The organism is Rathayibacter tanaceti, assembly GCF_009834165.1.
Lineage (GTDB): Bacteria > Actinomycetota > Actinomycetes > Actinomycetales > Microbacteriaceae > Rathayibacter > Rathayibacter tanaceti.
In genome coordinates this window covers 584,357-604,218 of record NZ_CP047186.1, presented here as the reverse complement: position 1 = coordinate 604,218, position 19,862 = coordinate 584,357, and the positions used below count along the sequence as shown (strand labels likewise).

The window sequence follows — 19,862 nt, the reverse complement described above, 5'->3', positions numbered from 1 at the left end:
AGGAACACCTGGTTCCCTCGACGGGCTGGGGTTCCCGCGCGTCAGTGGCGGAGTCGCTCATACGGCACTCGACGACTGAGCCAGGCGAGCAGGCCGGCGGCGAGCGCCGCGAGCGCCGCCAGGACTGCGAGGAGCCAGACACCCGAACTCGCGGCGACGACCAGGAACGCGATCGCCGCGAGGCCCGACCCGATGGCGAAGTTCCAGCGGACGTCGGTCGACACTCCGCTCTCGGGTCTCGCCCACATCACGACGAGCGCGGTCGCGAGCGGGCCGAGGAAGAGCCCGAGCACGAACCAGCGCCAGCGCGAGCGGCCCTTCTGCTCGGCGAGGCCCGCGGTGACGATCGCGAGTGCGAACCAGATCCAGCTGGAATCCTGCAGAGGGGAAGTCATGCGCCGAGCCTAAGGCGCGGGCAGGATCACCAGGTCGAGGTAGTCCGCCAGGCATGCCACCATGTCCACCGCGTCGCGCTCGAGGAGCCACTGCAACTGGATCCCGTCCCAGAGCGCGATGATCGACGCTGCCACTCGATCCGGGTCGCAGCCCTCCCGCAGCAGCCCCGCCGCCGCCAGCTCTCGCAGCTCCGCCGCGTACTCGCTCCGGAGGCGCCGGAAGCGCGCGGCGAAGAAGTCGCGCCCCGGATGCTCCTGCGTCGTCGATTCGCCGCAGAGTACCGCGTAGAGCTCGATGACCCCGGGAGCCGTCTCGTTGTATCGGGTCTGTCGGAGGATGCCGGCGACCAGCCCCTCCTCCGGGTCGGGCGGCGAGGAGCCGTCTCCGGTGATCAGGTCGCGGTGCTCGAGCACAGCGAAGAGCAGATCGGTCTTCGACGGGAAGTAGTGGAGCAGGCTGGTCTGGCTGAGCCCGACGCGGTCGGCCACCTCCTGGAGCGAACCGCGGGCGTAGCCGCGGGCGGCGAAGACCTGGTGCGCGGCCTCGATGATCGCCCGTCGGCGCTCGGCCGACTTCGCGTAGGGGCCGCGCCGTCTCGTCGCCTCGGCCATCGACTCCTCCTCGTCCGAGAGCCCGCGCAGCGTCGCGCCGTGACCCTCGAACGGCCAGCGTAGCGGCGTCTACGGAGCAGTGCGGCCAATTTCGAGCAGCTACTCGAATTTGTGGTAGCGTCCCGGTCATTGCCGGGTGGAAGTCCCGGTCGTCCACCACGACGAAGTGAGGGAAGATGCATCCGTTCACCCGCAGACAGCTCATCGCCGCCGGTCTCGGCACCGCGGCACTCGGAGGGCTGACGGCCTGCGCCACGCCCGGCACGGTCTCGGTCAACACCGCGCCGACCATCCCGGCGGCCGACGGTCCGGTCCGCCTGCAGTACTGGGGGTGGCTTAAGGACCTCCAGAAGGTGTGCGACGTCTGGAACGCGTCGCACCCCGAGGTGCAGGTCGAGGCCGTCTGGATCCCCGGCGGCAACGTCGGCGGTTACCAGAAGCTGTACTCCGCCCTCGCGGCCGGCGGCGGCCCCGACATCGGCCAGGTCGAGATCCGCTCGCTCCCCGAGTTCATGCTCGTGAACGGGATCGTCGACCTCACCCGCTACGGCGTCGAGCAGTACCAGGACCTCTACGACCCCACCCTCTGGGGTCAGGTCAGCTACACCGGCGGCGTGTACGGGATCCCGCAGGACAGCGGCCCGATGGCGCTCTTCTACCAGCCGGAGGTGTTCGGCGCGGTCGGTGCGGAGCCTCCGACGACCTGGGACGACTGGGCCGCCGTCGCGGCCGAGCTGCGCGGGGCAGACTCGTACATCGACTGCTTCCCGCTCGCCGACGCCTCCGTCTTCGCCGCGTTCGCGACGCAGGCGGGCGCCCAGTGGCTGCGTCCGGAGGAGGACGGCTGGGTCATCGACATGACCGACGACGCCACCACGCAGGTCGCCGCCTTCTTCGACACGGCGATCGACAAGGACCTCGTGCAGACCGGCTACGGCGCCTACTCCCCCGCCTGGTTCGCGGCGGCGGCGAAGGGCGGCATCGCGTCCTGCGCGACCGGCAGCTGGGGTGACGCGCTGATCGAGGGCGTCAGCGGCGGCGCCGGCAAGTGGCGCGCCGCTCCGATGCCCGTCTGGGGCGACTCCGGCTTCGGCTCGAGCTTCCTCGGCGGGTCGACCGCGGCGATCTTCGCCAGCAGCAAGCACCCGAAGGAGGCGATGGAGTTCGCGGTCTGGATGACCACGACCCAGGAGGGCATCGACGCGATGATCGCGAACAGCGGCATCGGCTGGTCGCCCGCCGTTGACGAGATCGGCACCGCCCGCAAGGGACCGAGCGAGTTCTTCAGCGGCCAGAACTACAACGAGGACATCCTCGTTCCTGCCGCGAAGGAGCAGAACCCGGACTGGTCCTGGTGGCCCGTCACGCAGCAGTCCTTCAACATCCTGAGCGACGGCTTCCGCAAGAAGGCGTCGGGACTCTCGCTCGTCGACGCGGTCGCCGAGGCGGAGCAGCAGATCATCACGGTCTTCCAGAACAAGGGCCTCAGCATCAGGAAGGCCTCCGCATGACCACCACGACTTCTCCCGCCGCCGCCGCCGTCGCGGCCACCACCCGCACGCCCGGCTCCCCCCGCCGCAGCCGCGCGGTCGCCCGCGCCCCGTGGATCCTCCTCGGGCCCTTCCTCGCCCTGTTCGTGCTGACCTTCATCGTCCCGATCGTGGTCGCCGTCGGTTCCAGCTTCACGAGGGTGACCCGTTCGGGTCTCTTCGGCGAGGCAGGAGTGACGAGCGGGTTCGCGGGCTTCGACAACTACGCGCAGGCCCTCGCCGACGGCAACTTCATCGCCTCCATCGGACGGATGTTCCTCTTCGGCATCGTGCAGGTGCCGGTGATGATCGCGCTCTGCACGGTGCTCGCGCTGATGCTCGAATCGGCCTCGGCGAAGTTCCCCGGCTTCTTCCGTGCGGCCTACTTCCTCCCCTACGGAGTGCCGGGAGTGATCGCGACGATCCTGTGGTCGTTTCTGTACGTCCCCGGGCTCAGCCCGATCATCGACGCGGCGAACGTGGTGGGGCTCGAGCCCGACTTCCTCGGCGCGAACTCGGTGCTGTGGTCGATCGCGAACATTTCGCTCTGGAGCTACACCGGCTACAACATGCTGATCATCGTCGCCCAGCTGAAGGCGATCCCGGTCGAGCTCTACGAGGCCGCCAAGGTCGACGGCGCCACCACCTGGCGCGTCGCGCGCAGCATCCAGCTGCCGCTGATCCGTCCGGCGCTGGTGCTGACCACGATCTTCTCGATCATCGGCACGCTACAGCTCTTCGCCGAGGCCCAGGTGCTCAAGACCGTCGCTCCGGCCATCGACAGCCAGTACACGCCGAACCTCAGCGCCTACACCACCGCCTTCGCCTACAACGACTACAACGTCGCCGCCGCGCAGGCCGTCCTGATCGCGCTGGTCGCGTTCCTGCTCTCCTTCACGTTCCTCTCGATCTCGAACAGGAGGTCGTCATGAGCCGCACCGAGACCCAGCCGACCACGACCACCGGAGTCGTCACCGCCGACCGTCCTGCGAAGGCCGGCCGGGGGCCCGACCGCTCGGCCGGACGCAGCCGCGCCTCGACGATCATCGTCACCGCGGTCCTCGTGCTCGTCGCCGTCTACTTCCTCGTCCCCGTCTACTGGGTCGTCGTCGCGGCGACCAAGAGCACCGAGGACCTCTTCGCCACCAACGGCTTCTGGTTCGCCCCGACCTTCGCGCTCTGGGACAACCTGAACCAGGTGCTCACGTACGGCGACGGCATCTTCGTCCGCTGGTTCCTCAATTCCGTCCTCTACGCGGGAGTCGGCGCACTGCTCGCCACTTACCTCGCGGCGGCCGGAGGCTACGCGCTCGCGAAGTACGAGTTCCGCGGCAGCCGTCTGGTCTTCGGCACCATCCTCGCCGGAGTCCTCGTGCCCGGCACCGCGACCGCTCTCCCGCTGTTCCTGCTCTTCAGTCAGATGGGTATCGCGAACACCTACTGGAGCGTGCTGATCCCCTCGCTCGTCTCGCCGTTCGGACTGTTCCTCTGCCGCATCTACGCGCAGGCCACCGTCGACACGGCGATCATCGAGGCGGCGCGGATCGACGGCGCCGGCGAGCTGCGGATCTTCCACACCCTCGGGCTGCGCATCCTCACACCCGCGCTGGTGACTGTGTTCCTCTTCCAGCTGGTCGGGATCTGGAACAACTACTTCCTGCCGCTGGTCATGCTCTCGGACACGAACCTGTTCCCGATCACCCTCGGTCTCAACAACTGGCTCGGTCAGGTCGATCGCCTGCCCGAGTTCTACGAGCTGACGACCGGCGGCGTGCTGCTGTCGATCATCCCGCTCGCCATCGCCATGATCGTGCTGCAGCGCTTCTGGCGAGGTGGCCTGACGGAAGGTTCCGTGAAGTGACGACCACCCCGACGAGCGCCCACTACCTCACCGACACCGGTCCGGGCTCGGGCCGCCGACGCGCGGCCCGTTCCTGGCTGCACACCGACGCGCCGGCGCTCTCGCTCGACGGGGAGTGGCGCTTCCGCCTCCTGCCCGCTGCACCGGGAACGCCCGGTGGCGCCGACGCGCTGCCGGACGGCGAGGAGGTGGACGCCGTCGGGGCGGAGTCGTTCGACGACTCCGACTGGGATCTGCTGCGGGTGCCCTCGCACTGGGTGCTCGAGGGTGACGGCCGCTACGGCCGACCCGCGTACACGAACGTCCAGTACCCGTTCGCGACCGAGCCTCCGTTCGTGCCCGACGAGAATCCGACCGGCGACTACCGACGCACCATCGAGGTGCCGGAGTCGTGGGACCGGGCCGAGGCGGTGGTGCTGCGCTTCGACGGAGTGGAGTCGCGGTACCGCCTCTGGGTGAACGGCGTCGAGGTCGGCATCGGCTCCGGCAGCCGGCTCGCTCAGGAGTTCGACGTCACTGGCGTGGTCCGACCTGGCCGGAACCTCGTCGTCGTGCGGGTCCACCAGTGGTCGGCCGCGAGCTACGTCGAGGACCAGGACCAGTGGTGGCTGCCGGGGATCTTCCGATCGGTGCACCTGCTCGCGCGCCCCGTCGGCGGGATCGAGGACGTCTGGCTGCGCACCTCCTTCGCCGACGGCGCCGGCCGCATCGAGACCGAGGTGACGGCGGCAGCGGCCGCCTATCCGCTGACCCTCCGCGTGCCCGAGCTGGGCGTCGAGACGGTCTGGAGCTCGGCCGAGGAGGTCGCGCCGATCGAGCTGCCGGCCGTCGAGCCGTGGTCGGCGGAGGCGCCGCGTCTCTACGACGCGCAGCTCTCGTCCGCGAGCGAGACCGTCTCGCTCCGGCTCGGCTTCCGCACGATCGAGATCCGGGGCGACCGCTTCCTCGTGAACGGCGAGCGCGTCGTGTTCCACGGCGTGAACCGCCATGAGACGCATCCCGACCGCGGGCGGGCGTTCGACGAGGACTTCGCCCGCGAGGACCTCGCGATGATGAAGCGGTTCAACGTCACTGCGATCCGTACCAGCCACTACCCGCCGCATCCCCGCCTGCTCGACCTCGCCGACGAGCTCGGGTTCTGGGTGATCCTCGAGTGCGACCTCGAGACGCACGGCTTCGAGCGCTACGGCTGGGCGGGGAATCCGAGCGACGACCCTGCCTGGCGCGAGGCCTACCTCGACCGGATCGAACGGACCGTCGAGCGCGACAAGAACCACCCGAGCATCGTGCTCTGGTCGCTCGGCAACGAGTCCGGCACCGGCGCGAACCTCGCCGCGATGTCGGCGTGGGTGCACGGCCGCGACCCGGAGCGCCCGGTGCACTACGAGGGCGACTACTCCGGTGCCTACACGGACGTCTACTCGCGGATGTACTCCTCCGTCCCCGAGACGGAGCAGATCGGCCGCGACGACTCGCGGACCCCGCTGCTCGGCTGCTCCCCCGGCGAGTCCGCACGTCAGCGCGCCAAGCCGTTCCTGCTCTGCGAGTACGTGCACGCGATGGGCAACGGCCCCGGCGCGATCGACCAGTACGAGGACCTCGTCGAGCGCTATCCACGCCTGCACGGCGGCTTCGTCTGGGAGTGGCGCGACCACGGTCTCCGCGCCCGGACGTCCGAGGGCATCGAGTACTACGCCTACGGCGGGGACTTCGGCGAGGTGCTGCACGACGGCAACTTCGTGATGGACGGCATGGTGCTCTCGGACGGCACGCCCAGCCCGGGCCTGTTCGAGTGGAAGCAGATCGTCGCCCCGGTGCGCCTCACCGTGCGCGCCGACGGGGTCGTCATCGAGAACCGACGCCACGACGCCTCCACCGCCGACCTGCGCTTCACCTGGCGCGTCGAGCTGGACGGCCGGATCACGGACGAGGGCGTGCTCGAGGCCCCGACCGTCCCGGCGGGCGAGGCTGTGCACGTCGCGCTGCCCGGGTTCGTGCCGCCGACGGGAGGCGAGGGCTGGCTCACGGTCGATGCGGTGCTCGCCTCTGCGACGCCCTGGGCGGAGGAGGGCCACGTCCTCTCCACCGGCCAGCACCTCCTCTCCGCACCAGCCGCCGCCCCCGCCTGGACACGCGCCGTCCGCAGCGCCCCGCCCGCCGAGGACGGCGCGCTCGGACTCGCCCGCTTCCGTCACGGCCGACTCACGTCGATTGCCGGTCTCGCCGTCGACGGCCCGCGGGCCGAGCTCTGGCGCGCTCCGACCGACAACGACGAGGGCGACGGCTTCCCCGGCTACGTCTCGGGGGATCCCTTCGACGGGAACGGCACCGGGACGCCGGCCCCCTCCTCCTCCGCCCGCTGGCGCGAGGCCGGGCTCGACCGCCTCGTGGCGCGGGTGGAGGAGGTCGACAGCACGGCGGGCGTGCGCCGCCGCACCCGGGTCTCGGCCGCCGACCTCGACGCGGCCCTGCTGATGGAGGAGCACTGGAGCGTCGACGGGTCGAGCACCGTCCTCCGGGTCGACCTCGCTCCCACGCGAGGATGGGACCTCGTCTGGCCGAGGCTGGGCATCCGGTTCGACCTGCCCGCCTCGATCGACGGCGCGGAGTGGTTCGGCACCGGCCCGCGGGAGTCGTACCCCGACAGCCTCCGTGCCGCACGGGTCGGCCGGTTCTCGGCGGGGATCGACGAGCTCACCACGGCGTACGCGCGACCGCAGGAGAGCGGTCACCGCAGCGCCGTGCGCGAACTGACGCTCAGGGAGGCGGGAATCCCCCGCCTCCGCGTCGAGGCCGCGCGCGATCTGCACGGCCGCCTCCCCGGCTTCACCCTCGCGCGGCACACCCCGCAGGAGCTGGCGGCCGCCGGGCACCCGCACGAGCTCCCTGAGTCCTCCCGCGCGGTCCTGCTGATCGACGCGGCCCAGCACGGGCTCGGCTCGCGCGCCTGCGGGCCGGACGTCTGGCCCGACTTCCAGCTCCGGCCGGAGGCGCGGACGATCCTGCTCAGGTTCAGCGCGGTCGGCTGACGGAGGTCGCCCGGGAACGCTCGTGGGGCATCGCTCCCGCGGGCGTTCCGCGTCTCAGCGGGAGGCGTGGGCGCCGGTGCGCGGTTGCGGGCCGCCGAGGAGGGGCTCGGTGATCGCGCGGCGTCGGAGCAGGACGACCAGGACAACGGCGCAGGCGAGGAGCGAGCCGGCGACGGCGCCGCCTCCGATCATCAGAGCGGTGGTCGGAGTGATGCCGGCCGGCTCGGGAGCCGCCACGGTGGTCATGAACGCGGAACGGGCGGCACTGATGGCGGAGCCGCAGACCTGCGGCGCCTCCCAGGCCGCTGCCGTCGTCTCGTCGTCTCGGTACGAGACGGTCACCGCGGCAGTGCGGTGAGACTCCCGGCCGAAGGCGACCACGCAGTACACGGAGGAGTCGGGCTCTGCGACGATCGCGTCGCCCAGTGCCGGCGAGCCCCAGCCGATCGCATCGGCCTGCACGACCACGTCGCCGGCGGCGAGCGCGGCACGGTCGCCCGTGGTGCGGAAGGCGCCCACGGCGACCTCCTCGTCCGCGTCGAAGCCCCAGACGGCGCCCCGCGGCGCCTCGACCGTGCCGTCGCCGAGTTCGCGCGGCTCAAGGAGGAGACCGATGCCGGAGCTCGCGGCGAGGCGGAAGCCCACCTTGGTCGACACGCCTCGGTCGCCCGTGAGATCGACGGTGTATGCACCCGACCTCGTGATCATCGCGGTGGGTACGGCGGCCGAACCGCGACCCGCGATGCTCGGCTGCACCGGCAGTGGAGTCTTGGTGCCCGCGGGGTCGCGGAGCATAGCCGCGACGGTCTCGCCTGCCGAGAACCCGGTGTACGAGAAGCCGACGCCGTAGAAACGCGCGAGCTCGACCGTGAGCGAGTCCGGCTCCACCTCGGCCTGGCGGGTGAGGAAGACGGAGGCGGAGGCGGCGCCCGCCGCGATCGGCCGGGTGCCGACGGCCTGTGTGCTCCCAGTGGAGGTGGCGAGGGCGGTGCGTCCGGGCGCGGAGGCGAGGGGCGCCGAAACCCCGGCGTCTGAGGTGGAGGTGCTGCCCGCCGGGGCCGTGGAGGAGCCGCGCGAACCGCTGCCGTCCGCTGCGCCTGAACTCGTGCCGCCCGGCTGGCCTCCTCCGGGCGCGGGCAGGGTCGGCTGCTGCGGCTGCGCGGGCTGGGGCTGTCCGGGTGGCGGCTGCACCGGCTGGGCCGGCTGGGTCTGGGCCGGCTGGCTCTGGGTCGGCTGGGGCAGGGTCGGCTGGCCAGGCAGCACCGGCTGCGACGGCTCGAGCGGAGCGGGCTGCTCGGGCTCGGCCGGTTCACCCGGCAGGCTCGGCTCCACGGGACCGCCCGGGACGGGCTCCGGTCCGCCCGGCTCCTCAGGGACGCCGGGGTCACCGGGCACTCCCGGTTGCTGGGTCGAAGTCTGCGGCTCGAACGCCGCGGCCGACGTCGGGCCGGCGGACGCCGCAGCGGCTGCGCTCGGGAGGGCCAGACCGACCACGAGAGCCGCGAGTGCCGCGGACGGCACGGCGAGTCGACGGAATGACGGCATGGCGGACGGCTCCTTCCTCCGCGGGCGACGATCCGCGTCCGCGCACGGAGGAACGCACTCCCCCGGGGGAGAGCCTAGAGCGCAGAGACGAGCTATCACAGGCGACGTCCTCCCCCGTCAGAGGGTCGAGGAGACCGCGCATCACCGTGAACCGCGTCGGGCGGTGCCTCGCACGGCGAGCGGTCAGGCGCGCTCGAGCAGGGCGCGACGAAGGCGAGCCGCATCGACGCGCCAGTAGGTGTGGACGCGACCGTCGATCAGCACGACGGGGATCTCCTCCACGAAGCGCTCGTGCAGCTCCGGATCCTCGAGGATCGAGGCCTCGTTCAGCGTCACGCTGGGCGAGGCCGGCTCACCCTCGATCGCGGCGAGCACCCCGTCGATGACCGAACGCGCATCGTCGCAGAGGTGGCAGCCGGGCTTGCCCACCAGGGTCAGCTGCACGTCCACCATCCAGCCAGTGTAGGACGGGCGCGGAGGACGGGCAGCGGAAGTCGGCGCGATCGCTCCGAGACCTCCCCCTTCTCCCCCGCGGACGAGCTCCAGCACAGCCGAGCGCCAACCCGGCCGAGCGCCGACCCGGCCGAGCGCCAACGCAGACGAGCGCCCGACCCCGTGGGGGGCGGACGCTCGAGAGGGAAGAGGCGCGAGCCTACTTCTTGTTGCGACGCTGGTGACGAGTCTTGCGAAGCAGCTTGCGGTGCTTCTTCTTCGCCATACGCTTGCGACGCTTCTTGATGACAGAACCCACGAAGACCTCACAACGTTCAGGGGGTCGACCGCCCGACGGGCGGCCGCTTACGAAAAACTGGCTCCCGCGAGCTTACACGACCCGCACCCGCGCACGATTCGGGCCTCGGAGGCGGCACGAACGGCTCACTTGCGGATGCGCAGGGCCTCGGCCACCTTCGTCGCTCCTTCGCTCACGCCGCGCTGGATGTCCTGGACGACCGTGCTGACCTGGTGCGTTCGCTCCGCGAGAGCGCGTCCGAGCGACTCCGCCCGGGCCGCGGTCGGCGCATCGAGCAGCGCGCCGATCGCCGCCTCGTCCTCGGCGACGAAGGGCAGGAGCCAGTCCTCGACCTGCTCCAGCGGCGCGTACTCGAGGGTGTAGAAACGGTGCTGGCCGCTCTCGCGCACCGTCACGAGCCCCGCCTCCCTCAGCACCTTCAAGTGCTTCGACACCATCGGCTGGCTGAGCTCCAGGCGCGCCACGATGCTCGAGACGCTCATGCCGTCGGACTCGCCCTCCCGGCGCCGCTCCAGCAGCAGCGAGAGGATGTCGCGCCGCGTGCCGTCCGCGATCACTCCGAAGATGTCGGCCATGCGCCCAGGGTAGCCACGGCCCCGCTCGCACGAGGCGCCGCGGCGCGGACCAGCGCCGAGCGAGCCGGTAGCATGGCCGCGATCGAGTGGAGGATCCGCCGTGGTGGTTCGGCAGCAGTTCCGCAGCCCCGTGGGCGTCTCGCCCGTCTCGCCGTGGTCGGGCTTCGAACGGGCCCGCGACCTCATCGACGACTTCGCCGGGCGCTCCCCTTCGCGCTTCGCCATTCTCATCTTCTCGGCGCTCGTGCTCGTCTTCACCCTTCTGTTCTCGCTGCCGGTGTCGAGCACGAGCGGCACCGTCACACCGTTGCACGACGCCTTCTTCACCGCGATGTCGGTCATCTGCGTCACCGGCCTCGCCACTGTCGACATGGCGACCCACTGGTCCGCGTTCGGCCACAGCGTCATCTTCATCGGCGTCAACATCGGCGCGCTCGGCGTGCTCACCCTGGCCTCGATCATGGGTCTGGCCATCTCGCGCCGCCTGGGGCTGCGCGCCAAGCTGATGGTCGCGAGCGATTCGAACCCGCTGCGGATCCACTCCGGACCGGTCGCCGAAGGACAGGCCGTGCGCCTCGGCGAGATCGGTGGCCTGCTCGCAACGGTGGCGATCAGCGCCGCAGCGATCGAGATCATCGTCGCCCTGCTCCTCTTCCCCCGGATGCTGATCGACGGCGTCCCGATCGGCGAGGCGGTGTGGCACTCCTTCTACTACTCGGCGATGGCGTTCACGAACACGGGCTTCACCCCCAACGCGGCGGGCCTCACCCCGTTCGAGGACGACTACTGGTTCCTCGGCATCCTGATGGTCGGCGTCTTCCTCGGCTCGATCGGCTTCCCCGTGATCTACGCCTTCTCGCGCGGCTGGAGACGCCCGCGCAAGTGGTCCGTGCACGTCAAGCTGACGCTGGTCACCTCGGTGATTCTGCTGGTCGCCGGCGCCGTCCTCTATATCGTGCTCGAGTTCGACAACCCGAAGACCTTCGGCACCCTCGACGCCGGCGACACCGTCTTCCAGTCCTTCTTCCTGTCGACGATGACGCGCTCAGGCGGCTTCTCGACCATCTCCGTGCCCGACCTCAACGGGTCCAGCCTTCTGGTCACGGACATGCTGATGTTCATCGGCGGCGGCTCGGCCTCGACCGCCGGCGGGATCAAGGTGACGACGCTCGCGATCCTGTTCCTCGCCGCGTTCGCCGAGGCCCGCGGCAACAACGACATGGAGGCGTTCGGCCGGCGCATCCCGAACGACGTCCTGCGTCTCGCGGTCTCGGTGGTGCTGTGGGGAGCGACGACCGTGGCCCTCTCCTCCATCCTGATCCTGCATATCACCAAGGCCTCGCTCGACCACGTGCTCTTCGACGTGATCTCGGCCTTCGCCACGTCGGGGCTCTCGACCGGTCTGACCGCCGAGCTGCCCACCTCCGGCGTCTACGTCCTGGCGCTGACGATGTTCATGGGCCGCGTTGGTACCGTGACTCTCGCCGCTGCGCTCGCCGCCAGCCAGCGGAGGCAGTTGTTCAGACGACCGGAAGAGAGGCCCATCGTTGGTTGACCGCATCAGGTACGACGCCCCGGTGCTGGTGATCGGCCTCGGGCGTTTCGGGGCCGCCACGGCCGGCCAGCTCGACCGTCTCGACCGAGAGGTGCTCGCCGTCGACGCCGACGCCGGGCTCGTGCAGAAGTGGTCGGAGCGGGTCACCCACGCCGTCCAGGCCGACGCGCGCTCGCTCGACGCCCTGGCTCAGATCGGTGCGCAGGACTTCCAGGTCGCCGTCGTCGCGGTCGGCTCGTCGATCGAGGCGTCGGTGCTGATCACGGCGAACCTGGTCGACCTCAAGATCCCGCAGATCTGGGCGAAGGCGATCTCGCGCTCGCACGGCAAGATCCTCGAGCGGATCGGCGCGAACCATGTGATCTACCCCGAGGCGGAGGCGGGCGAGCGTGTGGCGCACCTCGTCTCGGGTCGGATGCTCGACTTCATCGAGTTCGACGACGACTTCGTGCTCGCCAAGATGTACCCACCCAAGCCGATCCGCGGCCTGACCCTCACCGAGTCGGGGGTGCGCCGCAAGCATCGCGTGACCGTGGTGGGTGTCAAGAGCCCGGGCAAGCCGTTCACCTACGCGACCGAGCAGACCGTGGTCTCGAACCACGACCTGATCGTCGTGAGCGGCACCCCGAGCGATATCGAGCGCTTCGCTGCCCTCGGCTCCTGACGGCGGGCGTCAGGAGGCGGCGAGCTCGCGGGCGCGGGCCAGCGCCGCATCGGTGGCGCGCGTGAAGAGCGCCTCGAGGTCCGCCTCCTGCAGCACAGCGATCGCGCGCTCGGTGGTCCCCTTCGGGCTCGTGACCCGGCGGCGCAGCTCGGCCGGATCCTCCCCGGAGTGTGCGAGCAGCTCGGCGGCACCGCGGACGGTGCCGACCACCATGGTCGACGCCTGCTCGGGCGTGAAGCCCTTCGCCACGGCGGTGGCGATCAGCTCCTCGATCAGCAGGAACACGTAGGCCGGGCCCGAGCCCGAGATCGTCGAGAGCGCGTCGAGCTGCGCCTCCGGGACCTCGACCACCTCGCCGACGGTCTCGAAGAGCCGGCGCACGAGCGCGAGGTCCTCGTCGCTCGAGCGGGTTCCGGCGCTGAGGCCTGTGACAGCGCGGCCGACGACGGCCGGGGTGTTGGGCATCGAGCGCAGCACGGCGACCGACGGGGGCAGGTGTCGCTCGAAGGTCTCGACCGTCACCCCCGCCGCCACGCTCACGACGATCGTCCCCGGAGCGAGCGATTCCGCGATCTCGTCGAGCAGGTCGGCGACCATGTGCGGCTTCACCGCCACAAGCACGACCGCAGCGCCCTCGACCGCGCGACGGTTCGCCTCCGGATCGTCGGCGACGGCAAACGCCGTCACCACCGGGTGGCCGTCCCAGGCGGCGGCGTTGGCGGGGTCGCGGTTGGTCACGCGTACCCCGCCCTCGACGCGGACGCCGGGGGCCAGGAGCCCGGTGAGGATCGCGCCTCCCATCGAGCCGAGGCCGAGAACGGCGATGGACGGGAGCAGCACGGGTGCATCGGTCACGCGCTCATCCTACGAAGCAGCCGCCGAGCAAGGGCTCGGCGAGCCGTCCCCCGACTCATAGGATGGCCCGACCATCCAGCGGCGAGCCCGAGGAGACCACGTGAGCGCATCCGGAGGCGTCCCCGGGATCACGCACGACTCCGGCGTCGCCCGGACCCACCCCGGAGGCGCGGTCCCCACCGCGCACTCGCCCGCCGAGAGCGCCTGAGATGCGGACGGCGCTGGCGATCGTGAACGAGCGCGGTGCCGGGCTCGGAGCCCTCGAGCCGATCCTGCGCGACCAGGGGTTCAGGGTCGACGCGGTCGCCGGCACCGACCTCGGCTCGATCGACATCCTCGACCCCGACCTCGTCGTCACGCTGGGCTCGAGCGCGGGGGTCTCCGAGACCTACCGGCACCCCTTCATCAGCCCCGAGATCGCGCTGCTCCAGGACAGGCTGTACCACCGCCGTCCCACCCTCGGCGTCTGCTTCGGGGCGCAGCTGATCGCGACCGCCCTCGGCGAGACGGTACGGCCCCAGGCGATGCGCGAGGTGGGCTTCCGTTCCGCTTCCCTCACCGAGGAGGGAGAGCGATCGCCTCTGCGGCACCTCGCCGGGGTCGCGGTGATGGAGTGGCACGGCGACACCTTCGACCTGCCGCGCGGCGCCGTGCTACTCGCCTCGTCCGGGACCTCGGAGGTGGAGGCGTTCGCGGTCGGCGGCTGGCTGCTGGGGGTGCAGTTCCATCCCGAGCTGACGAGCACGATGGCGGCGCAGTGGCTGGAGGGCGACGCGGAGTACGCGGGAGCGGCCGGCTACGACTCCGCCGTTCTGCGCCAGGACGTGGCCGCCGGCCGCTTCGAGCGGATGCACGCCGCGACCAGGCTCGCGCTGTCCGAGTGGCTCGACGCGCTGGAGTGAGGCGCGCGGCTCAGCGGCGCTCGGCGAAGAAGTCGAGCAGGAGCCGCGAGCTCTCCTCCGCCCGCACTCCCGGGTAGACCTCGACCAGGTGGTTGTGACGCCGGTCGCGAAGGAGGTCGTGCACCGAGCCGGAGGCACCCGCCTTCTCGTCCCACGCCCCGAACACGACGCGCTCGACCCGCGCCGCGAGGATCGCTCCCGCGCAGAGCACGCAGGGCTCGAGGGTGACGATGAGGGTGCAGCCGTCGAGGTGCCAGTCGCCCCGGGCCGCGGCCGCAGCGCGCAGAGCCACCACCTCGGCATGCGCTGTCGGATCGGTGCGCAGCTCACGCTCGTTGCGCCCGTGCGCGAGGACCGTGCCGTCGGCGTCGACGACCACCGCCCCCACCGGGACGTCCCCCCAGCCGGCGGCCCGTCGCGCCTCCGCGAGCGCGAGCCCCATCCACTCCTCGGAACCGCGGGGGGCACGGAGGTCGCTGTCACGCATCGCACCCCTCCTCGCGGGCCACCGACCGCGTCCCGGCCAGCAAGTAGATTGAGCTTATGCGCGTCCACGTAGCCGACCACCCGCTAATCACGCACAAGCTCACCGTGCTGCGAGACAAGCGCACACCGTCGCCGACCTTCCGGCAGCTCGCCGAAGAGCTGATGACCCTGCTCGCCTACGAGGCGACCCGCGGTGTCCGCACCCGCACGGTGACGATCGAGACGCCGGTCACGCGGACCACCGGGCTCGCACTGAGCGACCCGCAGCCTCTCGTCGTGCCGATCCTCCGCGCCGGGCTGGGGATGCTCGAGGGAATGGTCAAGCTCATCCCCACAGCCGAGGTCGGCTTCCTCGGCATGGCGCGCAACGAGGAGACGCTCGAACCCACCACCTATGCCGAGCGCCTCCCCGAGGACCTCTCGAACCGCCAGTGCTTCGTCCTCGATCCGATGCTGGCCACCGGCGGCTCGCTGATCGCGGCGATCCAGTTCCTCTTCGACCGTGGAGCGGTCGACGTCACCGCGGTCTGCCTGCTGGCCGCCCCCGAGGGCCTCGCCGCCGTCGAGAAGGCGTTCGGCGACCGGGACGTAACGATCGTCCTCGGCTCGCTCGACGAGAGGCTCAACGAGCTCGGCTACATCGTGCCGGGCCTCGGCGATGCGGGGGACCGTCTCTACGGTCTCGCCGGCTGAGCACCTCGCGGCCCGTCTCTCCGGCCGTCCTCGCGCGGGCGAGACGCGAGCACGTCCCTTCTCTGTCAGGGGAACCGTGCGCACAGGGAGGCGCGACGACGAGGATCGTGCACGACCGCGAGGAGTCTCGCAGCGGTCCTGGCGCCGGCGAGTGGCGCGCTGAAGGACCGTTCGATCACCCGCTGCGGAGCGGGAACCCGGCTTTCAGGCAGCCCGAGGATGCGATCCCGGCGGAGACGCAGGGAACGTCGCCGACGACCGCACCCCATTCGGACTGATATGCCTTTGTCCCGGGTTCCACTCGCCTTGCCCACCGTCTGCGGAGAAGGCGGCCGAGCCCTCCTCTCGGGCCTCGACACGGGAGCCGCAGACGCCCCCGCAGGACGTCCCCGATCGGCCTCGCTGCGCTGCCGAGGCCCGGAAAAGTATTGACTCGCGGCCCTCGACTCCGCTTTACTTGCCACCATGACTGACACCCTGCACGCCCTGACCTCCCTCGAGGCCTTCGGGAATGCCGGCATGATGGTGGCCGCCGGCCGCGTCATGTGCTGTCGAATGTGTGCATGAGGAACTGACCTCGCCGGATCCCCGCACAGCCTCCGCCCGTCGATCCTCCTGATCGAGCCGATCTCCTCGATCGGTGGGCGTCCGAGGCGCGGACGATCCCCTGGATGCCCCGCATCCGTCCCTGCCGGGACCGCAGTCCGCGGACCGGCTCGATTGTGCACACCCGGATCCGCTCCCCCGGACACTCGTCCCGGATCCGACCAGCCCCAAGGATTCGTCATGACCCTCCTCCACTCCCGCTCCGTCTCCGCCACCGCCACCGACGCCCCCCGGCTCCAGCCGGTCGGTGACGCCGCCCCCGCCGCCCCCCGCCTCCGCGCCGTGCCCCAGGGCACCGAGGCCCGCGGCTTCGCCCTCTACGTCGGCATCGACGAGGCCAAGGCCCGCGCTGCCGGAGTCGACCTCGGCCGCCTGGTCGACGAGCTCAAGCGCGTCACCGCACAGCTCGCCCCCGACGCCGAGACGTACGCCTCCGTCGCCCTCGCCCCTCAGGGCGCCGGCGGCCGTGACGTCGACGTGGTCCGACTCGCCCTGCAAGACCCGGCCGCAGTCGCCAAGCGCCGCGCCGAGTCCGAGCCCGACCTCGACCGCGCGCCGGGCGGCGTCGTCATCGACATCTCTCGCAAGCGCGTCGTCCTCGAGGACGAGACGACCGCGCTCACCTACAAAGAGTTCGAGCTCCTGCAGTACCTCGTCCTGCGCGAGGGACGCACCATCGAGCGCGCCGAGCTGATCGCCTCACTCTGGGGCGCCGCCGACGAGGACGCCCCGAACGAGCGCACCATCGACGTCCACGTGCGCCGCCTCAGGGCCAAGCTCGGTCGCTACGAGGAGATCGTCCGCACGGTCCGCGGGGTCGGCTACCGCTTCGACCGGCACGCCGACGTCGCCATCCGCTACGCGTCGACGCCGAGCCCTGACCTGTTCTGAGCCGCGGCACCTCCGGGCGCTCGCGCGACGGGCGCTCGGCCCGGCCCGTCGACGAAGACCCTGAGGAGCCTCAGGCAGATCCCAGGAAGACAACGGTTGCGTCGTTACCCGTCCGTTATATAGTTCAAGAGCGTCAGTCGTTTGCTGTGGCGACGAAGCGCAAGAAGTGATTGCAGGACACTCTTGGTGCAAGGGAATGAAGGCCGGGCCGCTCGCCTCAGCGGCCCGGCCTTCTGTCGTTCCGGAGCATCCGACCGGGCCGCCCGCCGCAGGCCGACGGCCCGGCGTAGGCTCTACGGCGTCTGGGCGCCAGGAGGCGGATCCCCGGGTGCAGCGGAGGAGGACGTCGTGGGATCGAGAGAGGCCGTGACCGCGTGGGAGTCGCTCTTCCGTGCTCAGGTGCACGTGATGCGGGCGCTGAGCAGCGAGTTCCCCTCGAAGGAGATCTCGCTCAACGAGTACGACGTCCTCTTCAACCTCACCCGACAGCCCGAGCGGCGCGCACGGCTGCGCGACCTCAACAAGCACGTCCTGCTCTCGCAGCCCAGCGTCAGCCGCCTGATCGACCGCCTCGCCGCGCGGGGTCACGTCGAGAAGAGCGAGGATCCCGCGGACGCGCGCGGCACGATCATCGCGATCACCGACGAGGGCTACGCCCTGTTCCGCCGCGTCGCCCTCCTCCACATGCAGACGATCTCCGAGCAGGTGGGCGGAGCCCTCGACGAGGACGAGCTGCGGCAGCTGACCGCGCTGTGCGACAAGCTGCGCGACGGCATCGCCGCCTCCTGATGCACGACGGCGCCTCCGCTACCATGCACCGCGCGGGCGGGCCAGCTCTTCGCCCCGGCCCACGACTCGCGGATCATGAGGAGGACCATGAGTGACACCTCCCCCACCCTCGTCTGGCTCCGTGACGACCTGCGACTCGCCGACAACCCGGCACTGCGCGCGGCGATCGACCGCGGCGGCCCTGTGGCCGTCTGCTACGTGCTGGACGAGGAGTCGGCGGGGATCCGGGCGCTGGGCGGCGCCTCCCGCTGGTGGCTCCACGGCAGCCTCACGGCGCTGGCATCCGACCTCGCGGAGTTGGGCGCCCGCCTGATCCTGCGCCGCGGGCCGGCCGAGGCGGTCGTGCTGCAGCTCGCCGACGAGATCGGCGCAGGAGCCGTGCACTGGAACCGCCGCTACGGGAGGGCCGAGCGCACGGTCGACGCCGCCCTCAAGGAGGCGCTGCGCGACGGCGGACGCGAGGCAGAGAGCCACCAGGGCTCCCTGCTGTTCGAGCCGTGGACCGTGCAGACCGGAGCGGGCGGCCCGTACTCGGTCTACACGCCGTTCGCTCGCGCCTGCCGCGCTCGTGCGACTCCGCGAGCGCCGCTGCCCCGACCCCGCTCGCTCGACGGCCACTCCGGCGGCACCGCCTCCGACGATCTCGACGACTGGGAGCTTCTGCCGACGCACCCGGACTGGGCGGGCGGCTTGCGTGAGCGCTGGACGCCGGGAGAGAGGGCGGCATCGGCGAGGCTGCGGGCGTTCCTCGCGGAGCAGCTCGACGACTACGCCGACGGGCGCGACCGGCCGGCGCAGGACGCCACCTCGAACCTCTCCCCGCACCTGCGCTGGGGCGAGATCAGCCCGTTCCAGGTCTGGCACGCGCTCGAGGAGGCGCACGCGAAAGGTGAGCACCGCGGCGAGGGCAGCGAGCGGTTCGTGTCGGAGGTGCTCTGGCGCGAGTTCTGCTACCACCTGCTCTTCCACTGGCCCGATCTGGCGACCGCGAACTTCGACACGCGCTTCGACTCCTTCCCCTGGGGGCGTCCCGGCCAGGCGGCCGTCGACGACTGGCACCAGGGGCGCACCGGGTATCCGCTGGTCGACGCCGGGATGCGCGAGCTCTGGCGCACCGGCTACATGCACAACCGGGTGCGGATGGTCACGGCCTCGTTCCTGATCAAGAACCTGCTCGTGGACTGGCGGGTGGGCGAGGCCTGGTTCTGGGACACGCTGGTCGACGCCGATCCGGCGAGCAACGCGGCGAACTGGCAGTGGGTGGCGGGCTCGGGAGCCGACGCCTCGCCGTTCTTCCGGGTGTTCAATCCGGTCACGCAGTCGAAGAAGTTCGATCCGGACGGCGGCTACATCCGGTTGAACGTGCCGGAACTCGCAGAGGTCGAGGGCACAGCGGTGCACGAGCCCTGGACCCTCGCGGACACGCTGACCGGCGGCGGCTATCCGACGCCGATCCTCGACCTGAAGCAGACACGGGCACACGCCCTCGACGCCTTCGCACAGATCAAAAGCGCCCCCCGCGACATCACGCCGCGCAGCGACGACTAGGGGGAGACCTCCGGGCCGGTGGAGAACGCGGTGTCGGCGAGCGCACCCTCCGCCCGGCCCGTCGCCCGCGGATCACGGGCCGGAATGCCGACGAGCACAGCGCCATCAGGGGCGTCCTCGACCACCACGGCGTTCGCCCCGACTCTCACGTCGGAGCCGAGGACCACGGGCCCGAGGACGACGGCGCCCGCGCCGACCACCACCCGATCGCCGAGAGTCGGGTGCCTCCGCTCACGCCGCACCGACGTCCCGCCCAGCGTGACCCCGTGGTAGAGCACGCAGTCGTCGCCGATGCGCGCGGTCTCGCCGATCACGACTCCCATGCCGTGGTCGATGAAGAGGCGGCGGCCGATCGTTGCGCCCGGGTGGATCTCGACTCCCGTCGCCGCGCGCGCCGCCTGACTGAGCAGCCGCGCGGGGAGCCGCAGCCCGCGCCGCCACCAGGCGTGGGCGACCCGGTGCACCCAGACCGCGTGCACACCCGGGTAGGCGAGCACCACCTCGACCGCACCGCGCGCGGCGGGATCCCGCTCACGAACGGTGCGGACGTCCTCCCGCAGCCGACCGAGCACACCC

Annotated in this window: 20 protein-coding genes; 11 read left to right on the top strand and 9 right to left on the bottom strand. The window is 71.2% G+C overall.

Annotated elements, in window-relative coordinates:
• Window positions 1–41: 41 nt before the first annotated feature.
• A complete protein-coding gene (locus tag GSU10_RS02815; protein WP_082845184.1) occupies window positions 42–395 on the bottom strand; it encodes a hypothetical protein in 354 nt (117 codons plus the stop codon).
• A gap of 9 nt (window positions 396–404) precedes the next feature.
• Entirely contained in the window at window positions 405–1,007 is a 603-nt protein-coding gene (locus GSU10_RS02810) for a TetR/AcrR family transcriptional regulator (protein ID WP_068211787.1), read from the bottom strand.
• 176 nt (window positions 1,008–1,183) lie between these two features.
• On the opposite strand from GSU10_RS02810, the gene GSU10_RS02805 reads away from it, so the two are divergent.
• From GSU10_RS02805 to GSU10_RS02790, 4 genes are read left to right on the top strand one after another with little or no spacing between them, the layout of a single operon-like run.
• Window positions 1,184–2,518 (top strand): ABC transporter substrate-binding protein, encoded by a 1,335-nt coding sequence (locus tag GSU10_RS02805; RefSeq protein ID WP_068211788.1) that lies wholly within the window; start codon window positions 1,184–1,186, stop codon window positions 2,516–2,518.
• Window positions 2,515–3,468, top strand: coding sequence for a carbohydrate ABC transporter permease (locus GSU10_RS02800; RefSeq protein WP_132504778.1), 954 nt, complete (start codon window positions 2,515–2,517; stop codon window positions 3,466–3,468). Before GSU10_RS02805 ends, GSU10_RS02800 begins: the two co-directional genes overlap by 4 nt.
• Entirely contained in the window at window positions 3,465–4,397 is a 933-nt protein-coding gene (locus GSU10_RS02795; RefSeq protein WP_068212952.1) for a carbohydrate ABC transporter permease, read from the top strand. The genes GSU10_RS02800 and GSU10_RS02795 overlap by 4 nt, the downstream gene beginning before the upstream one ends.
• A complete protein-coding gene (locus GSU10_RS02790) occupies window positions 4,394–7,426 on the top strand; it encodes a glycoside hydrolase family 2 TIM barrel-domain containing protein (RefSeq protein ID WP_132504780.1) in 3,033 nt (1,010 codons plus the stop codon). The genes GSU10_RS02795 and GSU10_RS02790 overlap by 4 nt, the downstream gene beginning before the upstream one ends.
• 54 nt (window positions 7,427–7,480) lie before the next feature.
• Here GSU10_RS02790 and GSU10_RS02785 read toward each other — a convergent pair whose 3' ends face one another.
• The 4 genes from GSU10_RS02785 to GSU10_RS02770 all read right to left on the bottom strand — a co-directional run bounded on the left by GSU10_RS02785 (window position 7,481) and on the right by GSU10_RS02770 (window position 10,297).
• A complete protein-coding gene (locus GSU10_RS02785; protein WP_132504782.1) occupies window positions 7,481–8,971 on the bottom strand; it encodes a hypothetical protein in 1,491 nt (496 codons plus the stop codon).
• Window positions 8,972–9,154: 183 nt separating this feature from the next.
• Window positions 9,155–9,424, bottom strand: coding sequence for a glutaredoxin family protein (locus GSU10_RS02780; protein WP_068212725.1), 270 nt, complete (start codon window positions 9,422–9,424; stop codon window positions 9,155–9,157).
• Window positions 9,425–9,623: 199 nt separating this feature from the next.
• Window positions 9,624–9,722, bottom strand: coding sequence for a 30S ribosomal protein bS22 (locus tag GSU10_RS02775; RefSeq protein WP_003792170.1), 99 nt, complete (start codon window positions 9,720–9,722; stop codon window positions 9,624–9,626).
• A 125-nt stretch (window positions 9,723–9,847) separates the two neighbouring features.
• Entirely contained in the window at window positions 9,848–10,297 is a 450-nt protein-coding gene (locus GSU10_RS02770; RefSeq protein WP_068212722.1) for an ArsR/SmtB family transcription factor, read from the bottom strand.
• Between the two features lie 184 nt (window positions 10,298–10,481).
• Between GSU10_RS02770 and GSU10_RS02765 the strand changes: the two genes are divergently transcribed.
• On the top strand, window positions 10,482–11,852 hold the full coding sequence (locus tag GSU10_RS02765) for a TrkH family potassium uptake protein (RefSeq protein ID WP_236713686.1): 1,371 nt from the start codon (window positions 10,482–10,484) through the stop codon (window positions 11,850–11,852).
• The gene (locus GSU10_RS02760; protein ID WP_055790397.1) at window positions 11,845–12,516 is read left to right on the top strand and encodes a potassium channel family protein; all 672 of its coding nucleotides are present in this window, start codon (window positions 11,845–11,847) and stop codon (window positions 12,514–12,516) included. Before GSU10_RS02765 ends, GSU10_RS02760 begins: the two co-directional genes overlap by 8 nt.
• A 9-nt stretch (window positions 12,517–12,525) precedes the next feature.
• Here the strand turns inward: GSU10_RS02760 and proC are convergent, their stop codons facing one another.
• Window positions 12,526–13,371 carry a pyrroline-5-carboxylate reductase gene (proC, locus tag GSU10_RS02755; RefSeq protein ID WP_082845262.1) on the bottom strand — a complete coding sequence of 282 codons (846 nt, stop codon included), beginning with the start codon at window positions 13,369–13,371 and terminating at the stop codon, window positions 12,526–12,528.
• 209 nt (window positions 13,372–13,580) lie between these two features.
• On the opposite strand from proC, the gene GSU10_RS02750 reads away from it, so the two are divergent.
• Window positions 13,581–14,273 (top strand): glutamine amidotransferase-related protein, encoded by a 693-nt coding sequence (locus tag GSU10_RS02750; protein WP_068212719.1) that lies wholly within the window; start codon window positions 13,581–13,583, stop codon window positions 14,271–14,273.
• A 10-nt stretch (window positions 14,274–14,283) separates the two neighbouring features.
• Here the strand turns inward: GSU10_RS02750 and GSU10_RS02745 are convergent, their stop codons facing one another.
• Window positions 14,284–14,760, bottom strand: coding sequence for a nucleoside deaminase (locus GSU10_RS02745; protein WP_068212716.1), 477 nt, complete (start codon window positions 14,758–14,760; stop codon window positions 14,284–14,286).
• 56 nt (window positions 14,761–14,816) lie between these two features.
• Here GSU10_RS02745 and upp point away from each other — a divergent pair, with 56 nt between their 5' ends.
• The 4 genes from upp to GSU10_RS02725 all read left to right on the top strand — a co-directional run bounded on the left by upp (window position 14,817) and on the right by GSU10_RS02725 (window position 19,286).
• A complete protein-coding gene (upp, locus tag GSU10_RS02740) occupies window positions 14,817–15,452 on the top strand; it encodes a uracil phosphoribosyltransferase (protein WP_068212713.1) in 636 nt (211 codons plus the stop codon).
• Window positions 15,453–16,238: 786 nt separating this feature from the next.
• Window positions 16,239–16,949, top strand: coding sequence for a winged helix-turn-helix domain-containing protein (locus GSU10_RS02735; protein WP_132504784.1), 711 nt, complete (start codon window positions 16,239–16,241; stop codon window positions 16,947–16,949).
• Between the two features lie 348 nt (window positions 16,950–17,297).
• A complete protein-coding gene (locus tag GSU10_RS02730; protein WP_422395423.1) occupies window positions 17,298–17,738 on the top strand; it encodes a MarR family winged helix-turn-helix transcriptional regulator in 441 nt (146 codons plus the stop codon).
• An 87-nt stretch (window positions 17,739–17,825) separates the two neighbouring features.
• Window positions 17,826–19,286: a cryptochrome/photolyase family protein gene (locus GSU10_RS02725; RefSeq protein ID WP_068212079.1), complete on the top strand. Its 1,461-nt coding sequence runs from the start codon at window positions 17,826–17,828 to the stop codon at window positions 19,284–19,286.
• Here GSU10_RS02725 and epsC read toward each other — a convergent pair.
• Window positions 19,283–19,858 carry a serine O-acetyltransferase EpsC gene (gene epsC / locus GSU10_RS02720; protein WP_068212081.1) on the bottom strand — a complete coding sequence of 192 codons (576 nt, stop codon included), beginning with the start codon at window positions 19,856–19,858 and terminating at the stop codon, window positions 19,283–19,285. The genes GSU10_RS02725 and epsC overlap by 4 nt on opposite strands.
• Between the last annotated feature and the right edge of the window lie 4 nt (window positions 19,859–19,862).